Source organism: Halomonas campaniensis, from assembly GCF_002211105.1.
Classification (GTDB): Bacteria; Pseudomonadota; Gammaproteobacteria; order Pseudomonadales; family Halomonadaceae; genus Vreelandella; species Vreelandella campaniensis_A.
Genome location: NZ_JPUA01000010.1, coordinates 1 through 16,414 on the forward strand (window position 1 = coordinate 1; position 16,414 = coordinate 16,414).

General features: G+C 53.6%; 13 protein-coding genes and 1 pseudogene. 5 read left to right on the forward strand and 9 right to left on the reverse strand.

The genetic code is table 11. The features are described 5' to 3' along the window. Positions 1-106: 106 nt before the first annotated feature. The 3 genes from JI62_RS03470 to JI62_RS03480 all read right to left on the reverse strand — a co-directional run bounded on the left by JI62_RS03470 (position 107) and on the right by JI62_RS03480 (position 3,390). On the reverse strand, positions 107-832 hold the full coding sequence (locus tag JI62_RS03470) for a 3'-5' exonuclease (RefSeq protein WP_088698837.1): 726 nt from the start codon (positions 830-832) through the stop codon (positions 107-109). Position 833: 1 nt separating this feature from the next. After that, positions 834-2,744 (reverse strand): DUF294 nucleotidyltransferase-like domain-containing protein, encoded by a 1,911-nt coding sequence (locus tag JI62_RS03475; RefSeq protein WP_088698838.1) that lies wholly within the window; start codon positions 2,742-2,744, stop codon positions 834-836. Positions 2,745-3,000: 256 nt separating this feature from the next. Then, on the reverse strand, positions 3,001-3,390 hold the full coding sequence (locus JI62_RS03480; RefSeq protein ID WP_088698839.1) for a DUF4168 domain-containing protein: 390 nt from the start codon (positions 3,388-3,390) through the stop codon (positions 3,001-3,003). 144 nt (positions 3,391-3,534) lie between these two features. Here JI62_RS03480 and JI62_RS03485 point away from each other — a divergent pair, with 144 nt between their 5' ends. Both JI62_RS03485 and JI62_RS03490 read left to right on the forward strand, forming a co-directional pair. Next, entirely contained in the window at positions 3,535-4,449 is a 915-nt protein-coding gene (locus tag JI62_RS03485) for a DMT family transporter (RefSeq protein WP_088698840.1), read from the forward strand. A gap of 145 nt (positions 4,450-4,594) precedes the next feature. Continuing rightward, on the forward strand, positions 4,595-5,284 hold the full coding sequence (locus tag JI62_RS03490; protein WP_088698841.1) for an EAL domain-containing protein: 690 nt from the start codon (positions 4,595-4,597) through the stop codon (positions 5,282-5,284). A 15-nt stretch (positions 5,285-5,299) separates the two neighbouring features. On the opposite strand, the gene mtgA is transcribed toward JI62_RS03490, so the two are convergent. The 4 genes from mtgA to JI62_RS03510 all read right to left on the reverse strand — a co-directional run bounded on the left by mtgA (position 5,300) and on the right by JI62_RS03510 (position 9,272). Next, positions 5,300-6,016 (reverse strand): monofunctional biosynthetic peptidoglycan transglycosylase, encoded by a 717-nt coding sequence (gene mtgA, locus JI62_RS03495; RefSeq protein WP_088698842.1) that lies wholly within the window; start codon positions 6,014-6,016, stop codon positions 5,300-5,302. Between the two features lie 10 nt (positions 6,017-6,026). Further along, complete coding sequence (fghA, locus tag JI62_RS03500; RefSeq protein WP_088698843.1) at positions 6,027-6,881, reverse strand: S-formylglutathione hydrolase; 855 nt, start codon at positions 6,879-6,881, stop codon at positions 6,027-6,029. Positions 6,882-7,137: 256 nt separating this feature from the next. Beyond that, positions 7,138-8,247 (reverse strand): S-(hydroxymethyl)glutathione dehydrogenase/class III alcohol dehydrogenase, encoded by a 1,110-nt coding sequence (locus JI62_RS03505; RefSeq protein ID WP_008956357.1) that lies wholly within the window; start codon positions 8,245-8,247, stop codon positions 7,138-7,140. Positions 8,248-8,288: 41 nt separating this feature from the next. Then, positions 8,289-9,272: an MBL fold metallo-hydrolase gene (locus tag JI62_RS03510; RefSeq protein WP_088698844.1), complete on the reverse strand. Its 984-nt coding sequence runs from the start codon at positions 9,270-9,272 to the stop codon at positions 8,289-8,291. 130 nt (positions 9,273-9,402) lie between these two features. Here JI62_RS03510 and JI62_RS03515 point away from each other — a divergent pair, with 130 nt between their 5' ends. Then, positions 9,403-10,299 (forward strand): LysR family transcriptional regulator, encoded by an 897-nt coding sequence (locus JI62_RS03515; RefSeq protein ID WP_088698845.1) that lies wholly within the window; start codon positions 9,403-9,405, stop codon positions 10,297-10,299. An 11-nt stretch (positions 10,300-10,310) separates the two neighbouring features. Here the strand turns inward: JI62_RS03515 and JI62_RS03520 are convergent, their stop codons facing one another. Next, entirely contained in the window at positions 10,311-11,678 is a 1,368-nt protein-coding gene (locus tag JI62_RS03520; protein ID WP_088698846.1) for an L-serine ammonia-lyase, read from the reverse strand. Positions 11,679-11,866: 188 nt separating this feature from the next. On the opposite strand from JI62_RS03520, the gene JI62_RS03525 reads away from it, so the two are divergent. Together JI62_RS03525 and JI62_RS03530 are read left to right on the forward strand one after the other, a co-directional pair. Continuing rightward, positions 11,867-12,514 carry a hypothetical protein gene (locus JI62_RS03525; RefSeq protein WP_088698847.1) on the forward strand — a complete coding sequence of 216 codons (648 nt, stop codon included), beginning with the start codon at positions 11,867-11,869 and terminating at the stop codon, positions 12,512-12,514. A gap of 202 nt (positions 12,515-12,716) precedes the next feature. After that, a pseudogene (locus tag JI62_RS03530) lies at positions 12,717-14,287 on the forward strand (AbgT family transporter). An 87-nt stretch (positions 14,288-14,374) separates the two neighbouring features. Here JI62_RS03530 and rpoD read toward each other — a convergent pair. Next, positions 14,375-16,225: an RNA polymerase sigma factor RpoD gene (gene rpoD / locus JI62_RS03535; RefSeq protein ID WP_088698848.1), complete on the reverse strand. Its 1,851-nt coding sequence runs from the start codon at positions 16,223-16,225 to the stop codon at positions 14,375-14,377. Positions 16,226-16,414 lie beyond the last annotated feature (189 nt).

Here is a 16,414-nt window from a genome sequence, read left to right on the forward strand (position 1 = left end):
GTGCAGTACCGAAATCAGGCCTTGGCCGCTTAGTTTTTCACTGTCCAAGTTTATGGGGTCAGTTCACTGGGTTGCCCGTTTTTATTGGTGGGCTGATAAATAGCCTTCAACACCACATATCTTTTAAGGGCGTGTCAGGGCGATAGTGGGTGGCAATTTGCGCCTGCAGCAGCTCTGCGGTGGCCAGCGCATCGACCAGGGCATGGTGCCCCTGGTAAGCAGGTAAGCCGTAGCGCTCACGGCTTGCGTGCAGGCGGATGGAAACCGGTGGGCGACCCAGCCAGCGGCGAAAACGCGCCCATAGGGTTTGGCGATGCAGCCGCGCTTCCAGCGACATAGTATCAATCATCGGAAACAGCACCCCTTCCCCACGCCGGGTTTTGACCGCCGCGTTCAAAAAGGGCCGTTCAATATTGCGAAAATGCACCACCACCAGGCGACCTGCTAACTGGGCCAGCAGCGCGTCCAGGATCTCTTCCAAGTCCGGTGCCTGGGCGATCTCTGAGTGGGTAATATGGTGGTAGGTAATTGAGGCTTCCGCCAGCGGTCGCGAAGGGTTCACGACCCAATAGCGCCGCTCAGCCAATTTAATACGATTTAACGTAAAAGGTACAAGGCCGATACTGACAATCGCATGTCGCCTCTCATCCAGCCCCGTGGTTTCCATATCCAGCGCCACCATGGGCACTTCGGAAATAGGTGTTTCAGGGTCAGGCAACGGCGTACCAAAAAATTGCTGAAGCGCAGGATTTTTCGCCTGTTGAGCCCGCTGGGCCATATAGCCCGTCCAGTCGGCCTGGGTGATTTTCTGACGTGGGCGTATACCGAACATCTTAACGCCCCTGCCGCTGGGCGGGCATAGGGTAGCGGTATTTCAGAAACTTTTGCGCGTTGCTCAACACCTGGAAAGCGTCTTTAAGGGTGTGCCGTTCGCTATCCGCCACGTTTTCAGGCTCAATATTGTTATCCGGCAGACGATCCTCCTGAAGATCGATCATTTGATGGCGAATCCGCGACATACATAAAAATTCAAATGCGTAGCTCAGCTTGTCGCTCATACCATTAGCCAATAGCTGAGTATTGCTGATGTCATTTAAACGCTGAAATGAGTTTTGCGCTTTGGAGCCGCAGGCCAAGGCGTGAATACGCACCAAATCCACCATCGGCGCCGTACCGCGGCGCTTCAAGTTGATCGAGTTGTTGTGCTTACCATCCTGCTCCATCACAAAGGTGCGGAAAAACCCCAGCGGTGGCGTACGGTTCAGGGCGTTGCGCGCCATGGCTGCTAAAAACAGCGGTGATTTTGGCGCTGTTTCGGCAATCAAATCCTGCAGCGTTTCTACATAGAGATCCTCGCCGTAGCAACTATCCAGATCAAAGAAAATCGAACTGTGAAGCAGTCGTTCAGGCGTTGGTTTGGCCATCCAATCCTGAAAATAGCTCTTCCAAACGCTGAGCGGCTGACGCCATTGAGCGTTGGTCGCCATAACATCGCCTTTACAATAGGTATAGCCGCAGGCATCCAAGCCATCGCTGACAATTTTTGCCAGTGCGTAAAAGTAGTCGTCATGCTGCTCAGGAACAAAGTCATCAGAGAGAATCAACGCATTATCCTGATCCGTGACGATGCTCTGCTCATTGCGGGCCATGGAGCCATTGACCATAAAGCAGTAAGGCACCGGCGGCGGGCCCAGTTCCGCTTCAGCCATTTCCAGCAACCGCCTAGTAAAGCTGCGTCCGATCGTGGAAAGGGCGCTACCCACCATTTGCGAATTAGCCCCCTCCTGCACCATACGCACAAACGCCGCGCTCACATCCGGCGCCAAGCGTGCCAGCCCCTGGGCGCTGGACTGATGAAAAATATTGCTGACCAGGTAGAGGCCGCTATGGGTCTCGTAGCGGATAATATCCGAAAGGTGCACCACGCCCACCGGGCGTTGACGATACAAGACAGGGAGGTGATGTACGTTACTGCGCAGCATCGTCAGCATGGCCTCATAAACAGAGGCGTCCGATTGAATGGTGATTAGCCTTGAGGAAACCACTTCACCGACCGCGGTTTGCGGCGATAGCCCCTCGGCCACCACGCGGGTACGAAAATCGCTGTCGGTTAAAATCCCGCACATCTGCCAAGTCTGGCCTTCACTATCTTTGAAACTGTAGCGTGGGTTATCACTTCCCTCTTTTATTACCAGCAGTGCGGATGCTTGCGCTTCGCTCATCTGCTGCGCGGCGTGCTGAACGCTGGTAGACGTTTCCACCATTACCGGATAGCGGGTCAGCAGTTTGCGTATCCGGGTGACCATCATATCGTTGGACTTCTTCTGCTGCTCGGCAGCGCTCTCAAGACGCGGTCGTTCCAGCTCTACGAAATCAGCAAAGTGCTCATCCTCCTCACACAGCCGAAGGAAGACCGCCTTGGGAATAAAGTAGATCAGGGTATCTTCAATCGCCTGAGCGGGAAAACGCACTTTATGGTTACGCAGCAAGCTAAAGTGACCAAAAATATCGCCCTCACCCAAGCGGTTATACAGCTCTCCCTGGCTACGATAAACTTCCACGGCGCCACTGCGGATATAGCAAAGATCATTGAGCATCTCGTTGAGCGCCAATATGCTGCTGCCGGTTTTGAAGTAGCTCACTTCCACCTGCTCAGCAATGGCATCCAGGAGATCATCCGACAACCCATCAAAAGGGGGAAACCGCCCCATATGTTGGCGTATTTCTAACAGCTCGACATCCATACGGACTCCTTGGGCTTGCCGGACAATAGGCGGGATAACCAACGCGTTATCTAAAGTGTGGCGGGAAGGCTAAGTCAGGTAAACCCCTCCCAGTATAATAAAACTATCCTGAAGTTGAATGACCCATAAAAAAAGCCCGGTGCAGTTAAGCACCGGGCCTTGTGGTCGAAGTCATGTAGGCTGCTAGATAAAGGTTGCTATATAAGCAATACCAACATTCGCAATAATGACCTCGATCGCGTTCAGCAAGTACGACTTACGACTGGTTAGCCATTTCCTGCACGCGCTGCATCATTTCCGGGTCTTGTTGAATAGATTGACCAATAGCGTTGAAGGTATCAACATCTAGGCCGCTGTCTTCAACTACTTCAATCATGCGGTCATTAGCTTCGGTGCGCACTTCCTGTTGCGCTGATTCATCTTCCGCTTCCTGCAGACGCTGGGTATATTCCTGGGAAATAACCGCAATTTCTTGAGAAGCATCGGCAAACTGCTGGAGCTGATCGTCAGAGAAATCCTGGGCAGGTGCTTGCTGGGTTGCCATAGGATCTTGTGCAGCGCCTTGCTCTTCTTGGGCGTGGGCAGTAGCTGTCATCAGGCCGGTCGCGAGCAGGGCAGCGGAGAACAGAGCAGTCATACGTTGCATAAAAGAAACCTCAGTATTGCGTTGTGTATGTGCCCACTGTGACGCGCCGTATTCAACCAGGTTCAATTTTTTATGTAAAAGCTAGTAACAAAAAGAACATAATGTATCAAAAAATCGAATTACGCACGCCACTACGGAAAGCACATGTATAGCAAATTCAAAAGTTTACGTCACGAAAACCTATCCTCGGCAGGGCTTGCCGCCATGCCAGCACTTTTTGTGCTGCTTTGGAGTACCGGCTTTATCGGCGCTAAATTCGGGCTGCCGTATGCAGAACCCTTTACGTTCCTGTTTATTCGCTTTGTACTCACGCTACTGCTGCTGATTCCACTGGTAGTAGTGATGCGAATACCCTGGCCATCATCACCCAGGTTATGGACACATATCGCAATATCGGGTTTTCTAGTTCATGGGGCCTACTTGGGGGGTGTCTTCTATGGTATTTACCTGGGCATGCCCGCCGGTTTAGCAGCGCTACTGGTCGGGCTTCAGCCGCTCCTGACCGCCGCTTTCGCCGGGCCACTGTTAGGCGAGCAGCTCGTTTGGCGTCAATGGTTAGGGCTAGGACTGGGCCTAATAGGTATCAGTCTAGTGCTGGGTAGTAAGCTTGAGGTGGGCGAGTCACTGTTTGATGGTTTCGGGATTAGCGCTCTGCTGTGTGTCACCGCAGCCTTGATGGGGATTTCACTAGGTACTCTCTATCAGAAGAGGTACTGCACCAGTATGCCGCTACTTTCCGGGGCAGTGATTCAATACTTGGCGGCGGGCGCTCTCCTCGGGATAGGGGCGCTGTTATTTGAGAGCCGCCAAGTGGAGTGGAGCAGCACCTTTCTCCTCACCTTGGGTTGGCTGGTGTTGATTCTCTCAATTGCCGCTATCCTGTTACTCATGGCCTTGATTAAAAAGGGGGAAGCTTCACGTGTGGCAAGTCTTTTTTATCTTGTGCCACCGGTCACAGCGCTTCAGGCGTGGTGGCTTTTTGACGAACGCCTTCCCCTGCTAGGACTTATGGGGATGTTGGTTGCTATTACTGGGGTGGTGATGGCGATTAGACGATGATGCGCTTTTTATAATTAACGCGCTCTTAATAATTAACGACAGCTGTAGACCAGGGCTTGGATTAAACATGTCAGCACACCATCACTGTGCGAGAGTGAACGGACACTGTAACCGTTGCGACTCTCCGGTACCTTTTGCATTCACGATGGCATTTCAACCGATCGTCAATGTCAGTCAGCGACAAATTATTTACTACGAAGCGTTAGTACGCGGCCCCAACGGTGAGCCCGCTTTGTCAGTACTAGACCAGGTGACCGATGCATTGATGTACCGTTTTGACCAAGCGTGTCGCATCAAAGCGATTGAACTAGCCAGCGAACTGGGCATGCGGGAACGGCTCTCAATCAATTTTCTGCCCAATGCCGTTTACGAACCACAGGCGTGCATTCAAGCCACCCTGGAAACAGCCCATCGGGTTGGCTGGCCCACCGAGCGGCTCAATTTCGAAATTATCGAAACCGAGCGGGTCAAAGACCGCATTCATATGCGCACCATTATTGAGAGCTATCGCGAAATGGGCTTAACCACTTCGCTGGATGACTTTGGTAACGGTTACGCCAACCTCGACCTGTTGACCGATCTGCGACCTGATACGCTAAAAATCGATCGTGACTTGGTAATGGAGTGTGATAGCGACAAGCGCCGCCAAGCCATATTGCGTAGCTTAGTGGCACTAGCAGAAACACTGGGTACAAAGCTGATTGCTGAGGGCGTGGAAACCCGTGAGGAGTCGCGCTGCCTGCTGACGCTAGGCATTCCCATGCAACAAGGCTATTACTTCTCCCATCCCAACCTAGAAGCACTGGCGGAGATTGATGACGCTAAATATGACTAACGGGGCTAAAAACAGCTATAGATGCTGTAAGTAATCAGCTCCACCTAAGTTACGCATCTGCTGGCGAATCCACTGGCTTCGCCGCTCAACCTGGGCATCGGGACGTGCGGCACTGCGCGTCAGGGGGCTAGGTAAGATAGCCGCGAGAAGGCTTGCCTGACGTTCAGTTAACGAATTAGAAGAGACGCCGAAATAGTGCTGAGCAGCAGCTTCCAGCCCAAATACACCGCGATCCCACTCGGCGACGTTGAGATAGACCTCCAAAATACGCTGCTTGCTCCAAAGTATTTCTATCAGCAGCGTAAACCACGCTTCTAACCCTTTGCGCGTCCAACTGCGGCCTGTCCATAGAAAAACGTTTTTCGCTGTTTGCTGACTCAAGGTACTGGCACCACGCAGTCGCCCCCCATCTTGGCTGGCCTGCAACGCGCGACGCAGTTCGACAAGGTCAAACCCCTGATGATGCGGAAAGCGCTGATCCTCTGCCGCAATCACTGCCAACTTGGCATTAGGAGAGAGCGAATCCCATCCCCGCCACTCGCGCTGTATGCGAATCGGATTGCTTTGGATCCAGCTCTCTATTTTGCGCTCGACCATCACCATTGAGCCCGGAGGAGGAACGACCCGGAACAGCAGTACCAGCGCAACTGACAGCAGCACAAACGCTAAAACGCCGCGCCAAACAATCCGCCATAGCAGGCGCATAAAACGACGCAGCGAGCGATTGAGCATCTCGTTATCCTTAACGCTTCATGAGGTGGTCTGCATGATAGCGCAGATGATCCTCAATGAACGAGGCTATAAAGAAGTAACTGTGATCGTAGCCCGGTTGACGACGCAGTGTTAACGGGTGATCGTGCTCTTCGCAAACGGCTTCTAAACGCTCTGGCTGAAGCTGCTCCTCCAGGAATTGATCTGCTTCACCTTGATCGATAAACAGACGTTGGCGTGATGCGCCGTTGGCCACCAGCTCACAAGCATCATACTGGCGCCAGCGAGCTTGATCATCCCCCAGGTAGGCGTTAAACGCCTGCTGCCCCCAAGGACAGTTCATCGGATTGACCACTGGTGAGAAAGCCGACACGGAACGGAAACGCCCGGGGTGACGTAGCGCCAGAATTAATGCCCCGTGCCCCCCCATTGAGTGCCCGCTAATCGATTCACGCCCATTGACCGGGAAGTGCTGACGCACCACGGAAGGCAACTCCTCAATCACATAGTCATACATGCGATAGTGAGACTTCCAGGGAGACTCGGTGGCATTCACGTAAAAACCGGCCCCAGAGCCTAAATCATAGCTTTCATGCTCCCCGGGCAAATCGGTACCCCGTGGGCTAGTATCAGGGCACACAATCGCCACGCCCAGCTCAGCGGCAATACGGTGAGCGCCCGCTTTCTGCATGAAATTTTCGTCGTTACAGGTAAGTCCCGAAAGCCACCAAAGCAGCGGCACGCGCTCGTTTTCTGCCTGAGGCGGCAAGTAAACAGCGAAGATCATGTCGCAATCCAGCGCACGGGAGTAGTGGCGGTAGCGCTTATGCCAGCCACCGAAACTACGGTTGGCAGACACCAGTTCTAAAGTTTCACTCATGCTCATGGGCAGGTTCCTTTAAATGCAGCAAACGCGGCAGGTCTGTCCCACCGCGTTTTAAACGTTCTTACTATACTACTTAATAATGCTAGACCTAGTAGTGCACAGGGTAATTGACTACTTATAAAAACCCCTTATAAGAGAGTGCCAGGGTAAGTTGGAGCGAGGGTCTTTTGACAAGGATGTCAAAAGTAGCGCCCATGGATGGGTTCACAGCGCCCTCGCGGAAACTTGCCCTGGCAGGCACCTAATCGTGCTGAGCCTAGTAATGCAGCACGGTACGAATGCTCTTACCTGCGTGCAACAGATCAAAAGCTTCGTTGATCTTCTCGAACGGCATATCGTGAGTAATAAAGTCGTCGATATTGATTTCACCGTTCATATAACGGTCAACATAACCCGGCAATTCGCTACGGCCTTTTACACCGCCAAAGGCAGAGCCCTTCCAGACCCGCCCGGTGACCAACTGGAATGGGCGGGTCGAGATCTCTTCGCCAGCGCCGGCGACACCAATCACGATCGACTCACCCCAGCCTTTGTGGCAACACTCCAGCGCCGAACGCATCACGTTGACATTGCCGATACACTCAAAGGAGTAGTCAACGCCGCCATCAGTCAAATCGACAATGACCTGCTGGATGGGGTCTGAGTACTCTTTCGGGTTCACAAAGTCGGTGGCGCCAAACTGCTTGGCCAGCTCGAATTTATCAGCGTTGACGTCGATAGCAATAATACGCCCCGCCTTGGCCATTACCGCGCCTTGAATAACGGCCAAACCGATAGCCCCGAGACCAAACACCGCCACCGTGGCGCCCGGCTCTACTTTAGCGGTATTCAGCACCGCACCGATACCGGTAGTCACACCACAACCCAACAGACAGATTTTATCCATGGGCGCTTCTTTGGAAACCACCGCCAAGGAGACTTCAGGTAGCACGGTGTACTCACTAAACGTGGAGGTACCCATATAGTGATGGAGCATCTTGCCATCGAGTGAGAAACGCGAAGTACCGTCAGGCATTACCCCTTTACCCTGGGTAGCGCGCACGCTACCACATAAGTTGGTTTTACCCGACAGACAGAACTTGCACTTGCCGCACTCGGCTGTGTAAAGCGGAATCACATGGTCGCCTGGCTTAAGGCTAGTGACGCCCTCGCCTACTTCCTGAACAACGCCGGCGCCTTCATGGCCCAGCACGGCAGGGAAATTACCCTCTGGATCAGCGCCGGAGAGCGTGTAAGCGTCGGTATGGCAGACGCTCGTGGCGGCCATTTTAACCAGCACTTCCCCAGCCTTCGGGCCTTCCACATCAATCTCAACCAGTTCAAGCGGCTTGCCCGCTTCCAGTGCAACAGCTGCGCGTGACTTCATTTTGACTCCTAAATGTACGTTACTTCAGAAAAACTAAGACGTTACTTATCAGTGGTTACCGGGCCGAATTCAATCGGCAACCAGCGATAGCCTTGGTCATCTTTGGTGATATGACCAATACCAGGAAATGGCATATGGGCACCAGCCACCCAGTGTTTATCTTCAACCGCGCTTTCGAGCACGCTTTCCCGGGTACGAACGGCCTGCTCGGGGTCAGAATCAAACTCAATGGCCACAGTGGGATCGGCAAATTGAACGCCGTAGCTGTGCACTACGTCCCCCCATACCAGCATGGCGTCATCATCGCTGTTGAGCATAAAGCTTGAGTGCCCGGCGGTGTGGCCATGAGTATCTTGGGCAACGATACCCATTAGCACTTCATCACCTGCCGTGAAGGGATTGAAACGACCAGCCTCCTGATAAGGCGCTATCGCCTCTTGGGCCATGGTAAAGAAGGCCTGGGCAGACTCAGGTGCCGCTGCTGCACGCTCCTCATCCAGCCAAAAGTCAGCATCTGCCTGGCTGGCACGCAGTTCAGCATTGGGATAAACCGCTTCACCCTCCTCATTGGCCAAACCACACACGTGGTCAGGATGCAGATGAGTCATCAACACCGTGTCGACATCCTCCGGCGAGTAGCCAGAAGCACGTAGGTTACTCTCTACCTGGCCCAAGGAGGGGCCAAAGCAGGCAGCCGAGCCAGCATCGACCAGCACAAGGTTCTCGCCAGTGTGAATAAGAAAGGCATTAACCGCAGTTTGCATGCCACTCTCTGCATCGATAAATAGCGCATCCAAGTGGCGGAGAATCTCTTCTTGCTCCATGCCTTTTAGCAAGGAGGTATCAATAGCCGTATGACCATCGTATAGAGCGGTCACCTCATACTCCCCGACCATCATTCGAAACCAGCCCGGCGCTTGCTCCTGCTGCTGAGTGGGTAGCTCTGCTTGGGCAGTGACTGCCCAGCCAGCACTCACGGCCACTGCCAAGGCACCACGCGACCATTGAGATAAGGATATAGACATAAGCAAAAGGCTCCATTCATAAGCTACCGATGGTAACAGTGTAGGCCAGCTAGGCGGCCTTGATAAACCGGGATACACTCACAAGATTATTGCCACACAGCAACAATCGCCATTGACCCAGGGAGCTAGCATGCAGCACTGGAGCCGTATCGAAGCCTTTGTCGAGGTGGTGCGTTTAGGCACCTTCTCTGCTGCGGCCCGTCACCTGAAGGTATCGACCTCCCATATCAGCCGTCTGGTTAGTCAGCTCGAAAACCAGTTAGGAGTACAACTGCTCTACCGCACCACCCGCCAGATCCGCTTAACCGATGCAGGCACTACCTACGTGGAGCACTGCCGCCATCTATTTGATGGTCTGCGGGATGCCGAGCAGGCACTTAGTGAACTTCAGGATAAGCCCAATGGGCTGCTTAAACTGACCTCCGCCACCACCTTCGGTGAGCGCTTTATCGCCCCACTGGTTAATGATTTTCAGTGTTTACACCCGCAGTTGGACATCCACATGCATTTCACTAACCGGCCGGTGGAGCTGATTGAGGAGGGCTACGACATTGCCATTCGGATGGGAGTATTGAAGGATTCCAGTCTTATCGCCAGGCGCCTGTGCGACCGCCGCGAGTATATCGTCGGTTCACAAAGCTACTTTCGCCAAGCGCCACGCCCGCACACGCTGGGCGAGCTAAACCAGCATCGTTGTCTTATCGGTTCACGGCCTAACTGGTTGTTTGAAGTGAACGGTCAGCGTCGCGAGGTGCGCGTAGAAGGTCGCTGGAGCGCCAATTCAGGCCCGGCTTTATTAGATGCCGCACTTAAAGGACTGGGACTTGCACAACTGCCCGACTATTATGTTGGCCCCTACCTGGCCAGCGGTGAACTGGTGGCCGTGCTTGAGCCCTTTCGACACCACGACACCGCTGTCTGGGCGGTCTACCCTCGACACCGCCATCTGTCGCCCAAAATACGTCAGTTGGTCGACTACTTGGCCGCCAACATTGACAGCTTATTGCCCAATAACCCGCTGACTTAAAACTTGAAGAGCTAGCACTCGATGGCATTGACAGCGAGCCCGCCCTTGGAGGTCTCTTTGTATTTATCCTGCATATCACGGCCGGTGTCGCGCATGGTACGAATCACTTTATCCAGTGATATAAAGTGCTCGCCATCGCCGTGCAGTGCCATTCGCGCCGCGTTGATCGCTTTGACGGAAGCGATCGCATTGCGCTCGATGCAGGGCACTTGTACAAGCCCACCCACCGGATCACAGGTCAAACCCAGGTTATGCTCCAAGCCAATCTCGGCGGCGTTCTCCACCTGGCCCGGCGTTCCGCCCAGCACTTCAGCAAGCCCTGCGGCCGCCATGGCACAGGCGGAGCCCACTTCACCCTGACAACCTACTTCCGCACCGGAAATAGAGGCGTTCTTTTTGCATAAGATACCCACCGCCCCGGCGGTAAGCAGAAAATCCACCACATCGGCCTCGCTGGCATCGGGCTCAAACTTCAAGTAGTACGCCAATACAGCAGGCACAATACCCGCCGCGCCATTGGTCGGGGCGGTGACCATGCGCCGCCCGGCAGCGTTCTCTTCATTCACCGCCAGAGCAAAGACATTGACCCAATCCATCACGGTAAAACTCGATACGATCAGGCGTTGATTGGCCGGTGGATTCAGTAGCTGTTGATGGAGCAGTTGCGCTCGACGGCGCACATTCAAGCCACCGGGCAAATGGCCCGTCGCGCGCAGGCCATTCTCGATGCTGTCGCTCATGGCGTGCCAAATAGTCAGCAGCTCTTCACGTATGGCTGATTCGCTACGCCAGGCTTTTTCATTTTCAAGCATCAGTTGGCTAATGCGCAGTTGATGCTGCTGGCATAGCGCGAGCAGCTCGGCAGCCGTATTGAAGGGATACGTCAGTTCAGTAGCATCTTCACCCACCTCGCCTTGATCTGCCTTAGCTTGATCGACATAGAAACCGCCCCCGAGGGAGTAAAACGTATTGGTCGCTATCAGCTCATTATCACAATAGGCACTCAGCACCATGGCATTGGGATGAAACGGCAGGCAGGTCTCATCCCACTCCACGTCGTTACGCGCGTCGAAAGCGATTGACTGGCCATTGGCAAGCACCAGCGGCTCGCCCTCTTCAAGCAGCTTTAACCGCGCGACAATCGTGTCCGGATCGACGCTTTCAGGCGCTTCGCCCATTAGCCCCATGATCACCGCCTGGTCGGTACCATGCCCCACCCCAGTGGCGGCAAGCGAACCATGCAGCCTCACCACCAACCGGGTAATGCGGGCATCGCCAAGCGCAAGGGCAAAGTCGCGGGCGGCGCGCATTGGTCCCACCGTGTGGGAGCTAGAGGGCCCAATGCCAATTCGGAAAAGATCAAACACACTAATAGCCATGTCTATTTCGCCTCACAACGCTGTTATTACCTGCCTATGGGACACTTTGCAGCGCCGACGACCAAACGTCGAGTGATTAACCGCAATATCGACGTGCGAACATATAAGTGTGACGATATAATGAACATTCACCCATGCATGTTTTAATATGCGAATAGCGACGCTGCTTACCCACAAAGGATGTTGGTATGTCTCCCCCCCCTGCCTGGCCCATTGGGTTTCAAACCATCTTAGTACGTGCGGTGCTGTACGTACTGTTTATTGGCGCAATTGCCCAAGGCGCCTATTTAGAAGCGCTCTATCTCCCCTCAGTACGCTTTTCTGAGCTGGGCTTTACCGAATTCACCCAAACGCTGGTGCTGGCCACCTGCTGTGCAATGCTGATCTATATTCGCCAAGTACTTAAAGTATGGCCCACCGTCACGCTTCTGCTGCTGGCATTTGTGGCCGCCTCGCTGGTGCGCGAACAAGATCACTTTTTAGATAACTATGTGGCTCATAACACCTGGAAGGTGCTTGTTGCGCTGATTATTCTCCCATCGCTCTTTTGGGTAATTAAGCAGCGCCAACACTTTCTCGCGGAGTTCGCTCATTACAGCAACACCTTCGCCTTTGGTTTGTTTACGGCAGGCGTGCTGACCACTTATATATTCTCGCGCCTGTATGGGCGGCAGGAGTTCTGGCAAGCCGTTCTTGAAGAGAGCTACTCGGGAACCTTTAAGAGTGTTGCTGAAGAAGTCGTCGAACTGCTCGGCTATAGCCTAATTTTGATCGCCACGTTGGAATTGTTACTACTGGCTCGGCGCGTCTACACAGCCCGCCAATTATCGTCTTAACTCCCCTTATATTCGTTTAATGTAAGCCCACTTGGTAATCCGTGACGAGCGCCGTCTTTGCTTGGCAAGACGGCGTTTCATTTTTCAAATCTCGTTATGCAAAAAGCCGTTTGCGACCCGCTGCGCTTCAACGTAGTGTCGGTCGCTATGCTTCATAGCCACATTTTTCACTACAAACCCTTACATTGACGACATAAACCTTATGAATAAAACCAAACATAATGAAAAAAACCTCCAGCGTGGTTTTTTCACCCGTTTTCTAGATAGCGTTGAGTGGCTGGGAAACCTGCTTCCTCATCCCGTCACACTGTTTGCAATACTATGCGTATTGGTGGTTGTCGCAAGCGGGATTGCAGCAACTTTTGGGGTTTCCGTAGCAGACCCTAGGCCCGCCAATGAAGGTGAATGGATCGCAGTTAACTCTTTGCTTAATGCCGAAGGTTTACGCCGACTGGTCACCGAAATGGTCACTGATTTCACTAGCTTCGCACCACTTGGCACCGTGTTGGTGGCTATGCTAGGTGTAGGCGTTGCCGAGCATTCTGGGTTGCTTTCTGCGAGCATGCGCGCCCTAGTACTCAACCGCTCCCCCCGAATTGTTACTTACGCGGTAGTCTTTGCAGGCATCATGTCTAATATGGCTGCAGAGCTTGGTTATGTGGTACTGATTCCACTTGCCGCTATGATATTCCACTCACTGGGCCGCCACCCCCTTGCGGGCCTAGCTGCTGCGTTCTGTGGTGTTTCTGGGGATACAGCGCTAACCTGCTAATCGGCACGGTTGACCCATTACTTTCAGGCATCACCCAGGAAGCGGCCCGGCTACTTGACCCTGCTTATGTGGTCGGCGCAGAGGCCAATTGGTTCTTTATGTTTGCCAGCACGTTCTTCGTGACGCTGATTGGTGGACTGGTCACCGAGCGCATCGTAGAACCCAAGCTGGGTAAATTTGATCCTGCTTACGCCGATAACGACATTGACCAACAAAGCATGGGAGGGCTTTCATCAACGGAAAAGCGCGCCTTAAAAGGCACCGGCTTAGCAGCGCTGGCATTAGTCGCACTGGTCGCCGTGATGGTAGTGCCTGAGAGTGGAATACTGCGTAACCCTGAAACGGGGCTGATAAGCGGCTCACCGTTTTTACGCGGAATCGTTGTGATTGTAGCGGTCTCATTCACCCTATTAGGCTTTGTCTATGGTCGCCTAGCAGGCACCATGCACAATGACCGCGACGTGGTAAACGCCATGGCTAAAAGCATGAGCAGTCTGGGCCTATACATCGTTCTGGTGTTCTTCGCTGCTCAGTTTGTGGCGCTGTTTAACTGGAGTAACTTTGGTACCGTGACCGCGATCGCGGGTGCGGATCTACTAGAGTCTCTCGGGTTACGCGGCCCCGGCCTGTTTGCTCTTTTCATTATTATGTGTGCGTTTGTCAATTTATCGCTGGGCAGCGCCTCAGCACAATGGGCGGTGACGGCCCCTATTTTTGTCCCCATGTTGATGTTAATGGGCTACGCGCCCGAGGTCATCCAAGCAGCCTATCGTATCGGTGATTCCGTCACCAACCTCATTACCCCGATGATGAGCTACTTTGGCCTGATCCTCGCTGTAGCAAGCCGTTACCGGAAAGATATGGGCATCGGCACGCTGGTTGCTATTATGCTTCCCTATACGCTGTTTATGCTGATCGGATGGAGCCTACTGTTCTTCATTTGGGTGTTTGTGTTTGGTTTACCTGTTGGCCCTGGCTCCGCCACCTACTACACGCTGTAGCCCTTTGCATTGCTTAACGTAAAAAGCCCGCCGTTCTGAGAACGGCGGGCTTTTTACTTACCCCACACTATTTACTGCTAACGTTATTCACTCATCAAGGAATGAACGCAGCGGCTCGGAGCGGCTGGGGTGACGCAGCTTACGCAGCGCTTTGGCTTCAATCTGACGAATTCGCTCACGGGTTACGTCAAACTGCTTGCCCACCTCTTCCAGCGTATGGTCGGTGTTCATATCGATACCGAAACGCATGCGCAACACCTTCGCTTCGCGGGCGGTCAAGCCGCCTAACACGTTGCGTGTGGCTTCGATAAGGCCTTCACCGGTGGCCATATCAATGGGCAGCAGCATGGTGCCATCTTCGATAAAGTCACCCAGGTGTGAATCATCGTCATCGCCAATCGGCGTCTCCATGGAGATCGGCTCTTTGGCGATTTTAAGCACCTTGCGTACTTTATCTTCCGGCATTTCCAAACGCTCGCCGAGCTCTTCCGGCGTCGGCTCACGGCCCATCTCCTGCAGCATCTGGCGCGATACGCGATTGAGCTTGTTGATCGTCTCAATCATATGCACCGGGATACGGATGGTGCGCGCCTGGTCGGCAATTGAGCGGGTAATTGCCTGACGAATCCACCAGGTGGCATAGGTCGAGAACTTATAGCCACGGCGGTATTCGAACTTATCGACCGCTTTCATCAAGCCGATGTTGCCTTCCTGGATAAGATCCAGGAACTGCAAACCCCGGTTGGTATACTTCTTGGCGATCGAGATCACCAAGCGCAGGTTAGCCTCAACCATCTCTTTCTTGGCGCGACGGGCTTTCGCCTCACCAATAGAGAGCTTGCGATTCACCTCTTTAAGGTCGGCAACCGAGAGCTGCACCATATCCTCTTCGAAGGCGATCTTGCGCTGGGCGCGGGCGATATCGGCGCGCAGCGGCTCAAGGCGGTCGGCGTACTTGCTCTGCGCTGCCTGGAATTCATCCAGCCATGTTTTGCTCGACTCATTACCAGGAAACGACTTGATAAACGTCTTACGCGGCACTTTGGCTTTTTTCACGCACAGTTGCATGACCGCTTTCTCTTGGGCACGCACTTGCTCAACGCTGATACGCACTTGACCCACTAAGCGCTCAAAATGCTTGGGTACCAGCTTGATAGGCGAGAAAAGCACCGCCAAGCGGGCTTGCTCGGCTTTGAGCTCGGGACTGCCACGACCATGCTTGGCAAACGCTGCTTCGACCAAGGCGTTCTGCTCGCGAATCTGCTCGAAACGCGCACGCGCCTCTTCTGGATCCGGGCCGCCTTCGCTGGCCGTAGAATCCTCGTCCTCATCGTCGCCGTCGCTCTCAATGTCGTCATCAATTTCGGCTTCAGGCTCTGGTTCGGGCACCTCTGCTTCGGCAACGCCGGGGATGCCTTCATCGGGATCGATGAAACCAGAGAACAGATCCGAAAGACGCCCCGGCGCTTCTTCATCCTGGGTGGCGTCATAGGCGTCCAAAATAGACGCGACGGCACCCGGCAAATAGGCCAGAGACGACATCACTTCACGGGTACCCTCTTCGATCCGTTTGGCGATTTCAATTTCGCCTTCACGGGTCAGAAGCTCAACCGTGCCCATTTCACGCATGTACATACGTACGGGGTCAGTGGTGCGGCCTACATCGCTTTCCACGGCGGCAAGGGCCGCTACGGCCTCTTCCGCAGCGGACTCGTCCGTGGATTGATCCGACATCATCAAAGTGTCTTCATCTGGCGCTTCTTCAGCGACACTTATGCCCATGTCGTTGATCATGCCAATGATGTCTTCCACTTGATCCGGGTCGGCGATATCCTCGGGTAGATGGTCGTTGACCTCGGCATAGGTCAGGTAGCCCTGTTCCTTGCCTCGAGCGATCAACTCCTTCAGACGCGACTGCTGCTGCGCATTTCCAGCCATAGAAACCCTATCTCGACGAAGAAGAATGAAACACCTGGAGCGCTGAATCGATTAAACTCAACAAGCCGTACAGTATAGCGTAAAAAGCAGGAAATTTTCCAGCCCAACGTATTTGCGCGGTAATTCAGGTGTGTTAGTTTGTTCGGTTAGGTCAACGCTCGGTGGCTGACCCTATATCTGGTGCTGAAA

Bases quoted from the DNA above. Each gene is read 5' to 3' on its own strand.
- JI62_RS03520 (WP_088698846.1), bottom strand. From the start codon at position 11,678: ATGGCTATTAGTGTGTTTGATCTTTTCCGAATTGGCATTGGGCCCTCT.
- JI62_RS03515 (WP_088698845.1), top strand. From the start codon at position 9,403: ATGCAGCACTGGAGCCGTATCGAAGCCTTTGTCGAGGTGGTGCGTTTA.
- JI62_RS03475 (WP_088698838.1), bottom strand. From the start codon at position 2,744: ATGGATGTCGAGCTGTTAGAAATACGCCAACATATGGGGCGGTTTCCC.
- JI62_RS03485 (WP_088698840.1), top strand. From the start codon at position 3,535: ATGTATAGCAAATTCAAAAGTTTACGTCACGAAAACCTATCCTCGGCA.
- JI62_RS03490 (WP_088698841.1), top strand. From the start codon at position 4,595: ATGGCATTTCAACCGATCGTCAATGTCAGTCAGCGACAAATTATTTAC.
- fghA (WP_088698843.1), bottom strand. From the start codon at position 6,881: ATGAGCATGAGTGAAACTTTAGAACTGGTGTCTGCCAACCGTAGTTTC.
- JI62_RS03525 (WP_088698847.1), top strand. From the start codon at position 11,867: ATGTCTCCCCCCCCTGCCTGGCCCATTGGGTTTCAAACCATCTTAGTA.
- JI62_RS03510 (WP_088698844.1), bottom strand. From the start codon at position 9,272: ATGTCTATATCCTTATCTCAATGGTCGCGTGGTGCCTTGGCAGTGGCC.
- rpoD (WP_088698848.1), bottom strand. From the start codon at position 16,225: ATGGCTGGAAATGCGCAGCAGCAGTCGCGTCTGAAGGAGTTGATCGCT.
- JI62_RS03470 (WP_088698837.1), bottom strand. From the start codon at position 832: ATGTTCGGTATACGCCCACGTCAGAAAATCACCCAGGCCGACTGGACG.
- mtgA (WP_088698842.1), bottom strand. From the start codon at position 6,016: ATGCTCAATCGCTCGCTGCGTCGTTTTATGCGCCTGCTATGGCGGATT.
- JI62_RS03505 (WP_008956357.1), bottom strand. From the start codon at position 8,247: ATGAAGTCACGCGCAGCTGTTGCACTGGAAGCGGGCAAGCCGCTTGAA.
- JI62_RS03480 (WP_088698839.1), bottom strand. From the start codon at position 3,390: ATGCAACGTATGACTGCTCTGTTCTCCGCTGCCCTGCTCGCGACCGGC.